Origin of the sequence: Aquiflexum sp. (assembly GCF_041751335.1) — a bacterium.
Taxonomy (GTDB): Bacteria; Bacteroidota; Bacteroidia; order Cytophagales; family Cyclobacteriaceae; genus Aquiflexum.
In genome coordinates, this window is sequence record NZ_JBGSXS010000234.1 from 1 (window position 1) to 5,077 (window position 5,077).

Sequence of the window (5,077 nt, forward strand, 5' to 3'; positions counted from 1 at the left end):
AATTCATCCAAATCCAGAACAAACCCTTCTATACATCTTGATGCCACATGGTCACCTAAAGTAAAAAGTTTGGAAGGAATATATTTTCCATCAGAAAGCGTATAGACCAACAATGTTTTTTCATAAGGATGGATAATCCAATATTCCTTAACTCCGCTTTCCTCATACACTTCATATTTATTTTGAAGTTCTTTTTTATTGTTACTAGGGGAAAGAATTTCCATAATCAGGTCAGGGGCACCTACACAGCCCAAATCATCTAGCTTTTTCGGATCACATACCACACAGATATCGGGTTGGACTACTGTGGTGATGTCCTTATGCTTTTTGGATTTGACAGGAAGGCGGACATCGAAGGGGGCGATAAATACTTTACACGTATTACCTGTCAAATGACCACTTAACTGGGATCCAATTTTTAAAACCAGTTCCTGATGGATCCTCCTTGGTGCCGCTGCAGCCTGCCTGAACACTTTTCCTTTGATCAGTTCGACCATATGGTCTATGTCCCATGTCAGGTAATCTGCATAGGTATACAATCCGTAATGGGAATAAGGTTCTTTGACCATGTTGTTTTGTTCCTCATTTTCCATAGGCCTAATTTAGTGAAAAGAGATATATAATATTAGATTGTAGTAAACATAGATCAATTGAAATTTGATAAATTCAATATTTACTTTAATTGCACTTTAATTTGAATTGATTATGAGGAAATATGTAGTGTTGATTATGATGATTTTTGGATGCCAGGGAAATGAAATGTCCAATCCTTCAAAAATCTTTATTGACTTGGACGATACTGAATCTGCTTATTTTTCCGATTTTTTTTCAAAAATTGAATATGTTCTGATAGACGTCCCTGAAACTGTTCCTTTTGTAAAACCTTGGAAGTTGGTGTTTACTCCAAAACATATACTTGTTAATGATAGGGAAATGAGTAATCTCTTGATATTTGATAAAAATGGTGTTTTTCAAAACATCATCAGATCAAATGGAAGGGGGCCAAAAGAATTTTCATTTATCAATGATTTTCAAGTCCATGAAAACAATATTTTAATTTTAGACGGGAGTTTAAAAAAAGTTCTTCATTTTGATATGGAGGGCAATTTCCTCCACGAAGATTTTATTGATTTTCAGCCAAGAATTTTTACCTCCTACAAAAACACCGGGTTATACTATTTCGGGAACTCCCCTGAAATTGAAGATTTTACAATAGTAAAAAAAGTGGGTTCGAAAACTGAGGGAGTCAAAGCTTTAAATCCATATTTAGAAGGCATAAACTATGGCTCTATTTTAGGCTTTCAGAAAGGACATAATAAGAACATTGAATATTTAAAATTAGACCCTTCCTATGAGATAATTTTTTTTGATAATGAAAAACAAATATCTTCTTCAATAGAATTTGATTTTGGTAAATATAATTTTCCCATAGAAAAAAGGAAATCAATTACATTTTCTCCTGAAAGATTTGATTTTTTGAGCAATGGTCAAATTGTCGAGATGATTTTCTCATTCCTTTCTCTAAAGGAAAAATATTGGATGACGGTGAATCAAAATGGATTAAATGTGAAATTTGCAATACTAAATAGTGAGTTCCATCCTGATAAAATTATTGACAATTTTATTAATGATTTGGATGGCTTAAAGACAGATTTTTCTCCTTTTACAGTTGAAGGTGATAATATCGTGACTTTCAAAAGTTCTTTGGACTTTTTTAATGATTATAATGATTCTTTTCAAAATGGAATTACTGGAACTCAAGAATCAGATGTAAGTAACATTCATGATTTTGTAAAAAGTAATTCAGACAAATTGAAATCAGACAATTATGTGGTTGTCAAATATGAAATCCAATAATTCAAGTTTCATTAAAATCTTGATTAAACAAGAGTTCCTATTTAGTCCCAAAAATAGTTTAGATAAACAGGATTCCTTTTTTTATCAGTACTTTATTCCAAATAATTAATCCCTTCGATTTGGATACATTTCAAAAAAGAAATAACTTTGTGCCTCATTTCAAAAAAGCGATCCAAGATAAATAGCAATACAATGAAAAAAGACATTCATCCAAACTACAGAGACGTCGTATTTTTCGATACCTCAAGTGATTACAAATTCATCACAAAGTCTACAATCGAAACAAGTGAGACCATTGAGTGGGAAGACGGAAAGCAATATCCGGTTTACAAGATAGAAGTAAGCTCCAATTCACATCCTTTCTACACTGGTAAGAAGATGTTGTTGGATACTGCAGGTAGGGTTGAGAAATTCAACAAGAGATACGCCAAAAAATAATTTCATCATTAAGATGAACAGGTATAGGTCTCCCGGAAGTTGTTTTCCGGGAGACTTTTTTATTTTTGTGCCATGGACAATTTGATTTTATTTGATGACCCCGCAATCAGGGGTTCCCTGTTGCCTTTTACTTTTACCCGTCCGATTGCAGATGTCAGGGTCGGGATTTTGAAGATTTCAGAAAAGTGGGAGAAATATTCTGATTTAAAAGCGGGCTTTCATACCCAAGATTATCTTTCAGAGAAATATCCCAAAAACGATTCCCCCGCATTGATGGTCAACGGGGCAATTTGCCCTGATAAGGAACTTTGGGAAATGGTCGCAGGTCTGAAAACCAATCAATCCCTTTGGTCACAAAATATGTTGATTGCCTGCTATTCTGGGCAGCCAGCTCTTTTTCAACCTGAGCAAGCAAAGAAGAATGAGTCTATTCTATATGAATCAGGCTTTATTTCTATTCAAAAGACCTGGAATATTTTCCAACACAATGCTACCGAACTCCAAAAAGACTTTGAACTGATTACTTCAGGGAGAACTTCCAAAGAAATTTCAGATCCGCATACCATAGTGTATAATCCTTCCCAGATATTTGTAGAAGAAGGGGCAAAAATTAAAGCTGCTGTTCTCAATGCTGAAGGAGGGCCGATTTATATTGGTAAGAATTCAGAAGTTCAGGAAGGGGCATTGATCAGAGGGCCATTTGCATTGTGTGAAGGTTCGACTGTGAACATGGGTGCCAAGCTACGAGGTGACACCACTATAGGCCCTTATTCCAAAGTGGGTGGTGAAATCTCTAATTCGGTGATTTTCGGATATAGCAACAAAGGCCATGATGGTTTTTTGGGCAATGCTGTCATCGGGGAATGGTGCAATCTCGGTGCTGACACCAATAATTCCAATCTCAAAAATAACTACGCACCAGTCAAAGTATGGGATTATACCCGAGGAGGATTTTCCAATACTGGATTGCAGTTTTGTGGACTGATGATGGGAGACCATTCCAAATGTGGCATCAATACCATGTTCAATACAGGAACAGTAGTAGGAGTTGGAGCCAATGTTTTCGGAGATGGATTCCCCAGAAATTTTATTCCTTCATTTTCTTGGGGCGGAGCTTCGGGTTTCAGTACTTTTCAGGTTAGAAAGTTTGAAGAAGTGGCCATTGCTGTGATGAAACGCAGAGGCAAAGTCTATGACCAAACCGAAAAAGAAATTATCCAAAAGGTTTTCGATTTGACGAGACATTACCGTATTTGGGACAAAGAAGTTTAGAAGATTTATGTTGTTTTCATCCATACCTGGACTGGGAGAAGTCAAGGAAAAAATCATACAGGCAGTCAAGACCAATCACCTTGCCCATGCCCTGTTGTTTCATGGTCCGGAAGGGTCGCCCAATCTTAGAATGGCATTGGCACTGGCCACCTACCTGCACTGCCAAAATCCAAGGGAAGAAGATTCCTGTGGACAATGCCCCTCCTGCCAAAAAATGTCCAAATTGGTGCATCCTGATATGAATTTTGCATTTCCGGTGGTGGGAGGAGATTCAAAAGATGATGAAGACCCGAATAAAGAAAAGAAAGTTGACTTCACTGCTTCCTTTAGGAATTTTGCCGTAAAGATCCCTTATGGAAATGTTTCTGATTGGATTTACCATAATGGATTTGAAAAAAAGCAACTCAATATTTCCAGAAGTGCCGGCAAACAGATTATCAAGACCCTTTCATTGAAGTCATTTGAAGGAGGATATAAGATTATGTTGATCTGGGCACCGGAGTACATGCATCAGAATTCGGCGAATTCCCTGTTGAAGATCTTGGAAGAACCGCCTGAAAAGACAGTATTCATGTTGGTTACTTCCTCACCTGAGCGGTTATTGACCACTATTCTTTCCAGAACACAAAAGATATTGGTCAGGGCTTTTAATGATGAAGAAGTGATGTCACACTTATTGTCTGATGGCCTTTGTTCAAGAGAAGCTGCCGTACAGATTGCCCCTTTGGCGGATGGTAATATGCGTGAAGCTTACCGAATGGTGGATCAGGTGGAGGATGAAAACACCGTGTTGATCAGGGACTGGTTCAGGGCCTGCTTCCTTCTAGACATCAATGTGATATTTGAATTTGTGGAGAAATTCAGTGGGAAAGATAAAGAATCCCAAAAATCCTTATTGCTCAGTGGAATCAATGTAATCAGGGAGGTGATGCTGGATAAATCCAAAGCAACCGAACTGATGAGAAGTGTAGAATCAGACCGAGACTTTATCCATAAGTTGGGCGTGAATGTGTTGAATGAAGAGAAACTCAGCAGAATTTACGAAGCCTTGAATGAGTCATATTACCATTTAGAGAGAAATGCCAGTGCTAAAATTTTATTTGCTGATCTTTCATTTAGGATTTACAGAATCATGAAAGCTTCAGAAACCATTACATCATGAAAAAAATAATCGGAAGGAGGGAGAGGATAACTTTGCCTGAATGGGGTTTGAAAAACGTGACAGGCAAAATTGATACGGGAGCCTACACCTCATCCATTCATTGTGAATTTGTAGAAGAAAGGGAGGAGGAAGATGGCAGGAATGTACTTTTCTTTAAAGTCCTGTCCCCATTAGACAAAAAATATAATGGGAAACTGCTCATGTCTGAAAACTATTCCCAAAAAAAAGTAAAGAATTCATTTGGTCAGGCGGAGGTCAGGTATAAAGTGAGTACAAAAGTCATTATGTTTGGTGTCGAATTCGAAGCAGAGTTTACATTGACAGATAGGTCAAAAATGAGGAATCCCA

At 37.2% G+C, this 5,077-nt stretch carries 6 protein-coding genes; 5 read left to right on the forward strand and 1 reads right to left on the reverse strand.

Annotated elements, in window-relative coordinates:
* Positions 1–593, reverse strand: a 593-nt coding sequence (locus tag ACEW8U_RS12930; RefSeq protein WP_373522470.1) for a Uma2 family endonuclease, incomplete at its 3' end; no start/stop codon positions are given.
* A 112-nt stretch (positions 594–705) separates the two neighbouring features.
* Between ACEW8U_RS12930 and ACEW8U_RS12935 the strand changes: the two genes are divergently transcribed.
* The 5 genes from ACEW8U_RS12935 to ACEW8U_RS12955 all read left to right on the forward strand — a co-directional run.
* Positions 706–1,857: a 6-bladed beta-propeller gene (locus tag ACEW8U_RS12935; RefSeq protein ID WP_373522471.1), complete on the forward strand. Its 1,152-nt coding sequence runs from the start codon at positions 706–708 to the stop codon at positions 1,855–1,857.
* Positions 1,858–2,049: 192 nt separating this feature from the next.
* Complete coding sequence (locus tag ACEW8U_RS12940; RefSeq protein ID WP_194976125.1) at positions 2,050–2,295, forward strand: type B 50S ribosomal protein L31; 246 nt, start codon at positions 2,050–2,052, stop codon at positions 2,293–2,295.
* A gap of 72 nt (positions 2,296–2,367) precedes the next feature.
* On the forward strand, positions 2,368–3,567 hold the full coding sequence (locus ACEW8U_RS12945) for a GlmU family protein (protein WP_373522472.1): 1,200 nt from the start codon (positions 2,368–2,370) through the stop codon (positions 3,565–3,567).
* 7 nt (positions 3,568–3,574) lie between these two features.
* Positions 3,575–4,729, forward strand: a complete 1,155-nt coding sequence (locus ACEW8U_RS12950) for an ATP-binding protein (protein ID WP_373522473.1) — start codon at positions 3,575–3,577, stop codon at positions 4,727–4,729.
* Positions 4,726–5,077, forward strand: a 352-nt coding sequence (locus tag ACEW8U_RS12955) for an ATP-dependent zinc protease (RefSeq protein WP_373522474.1), incomplete at its 3' end; no start/stop codon positions are given. The genes ACEW8U_RS12950 and ACEW8U_RS12955, both read left to right, overlap by 4 nt.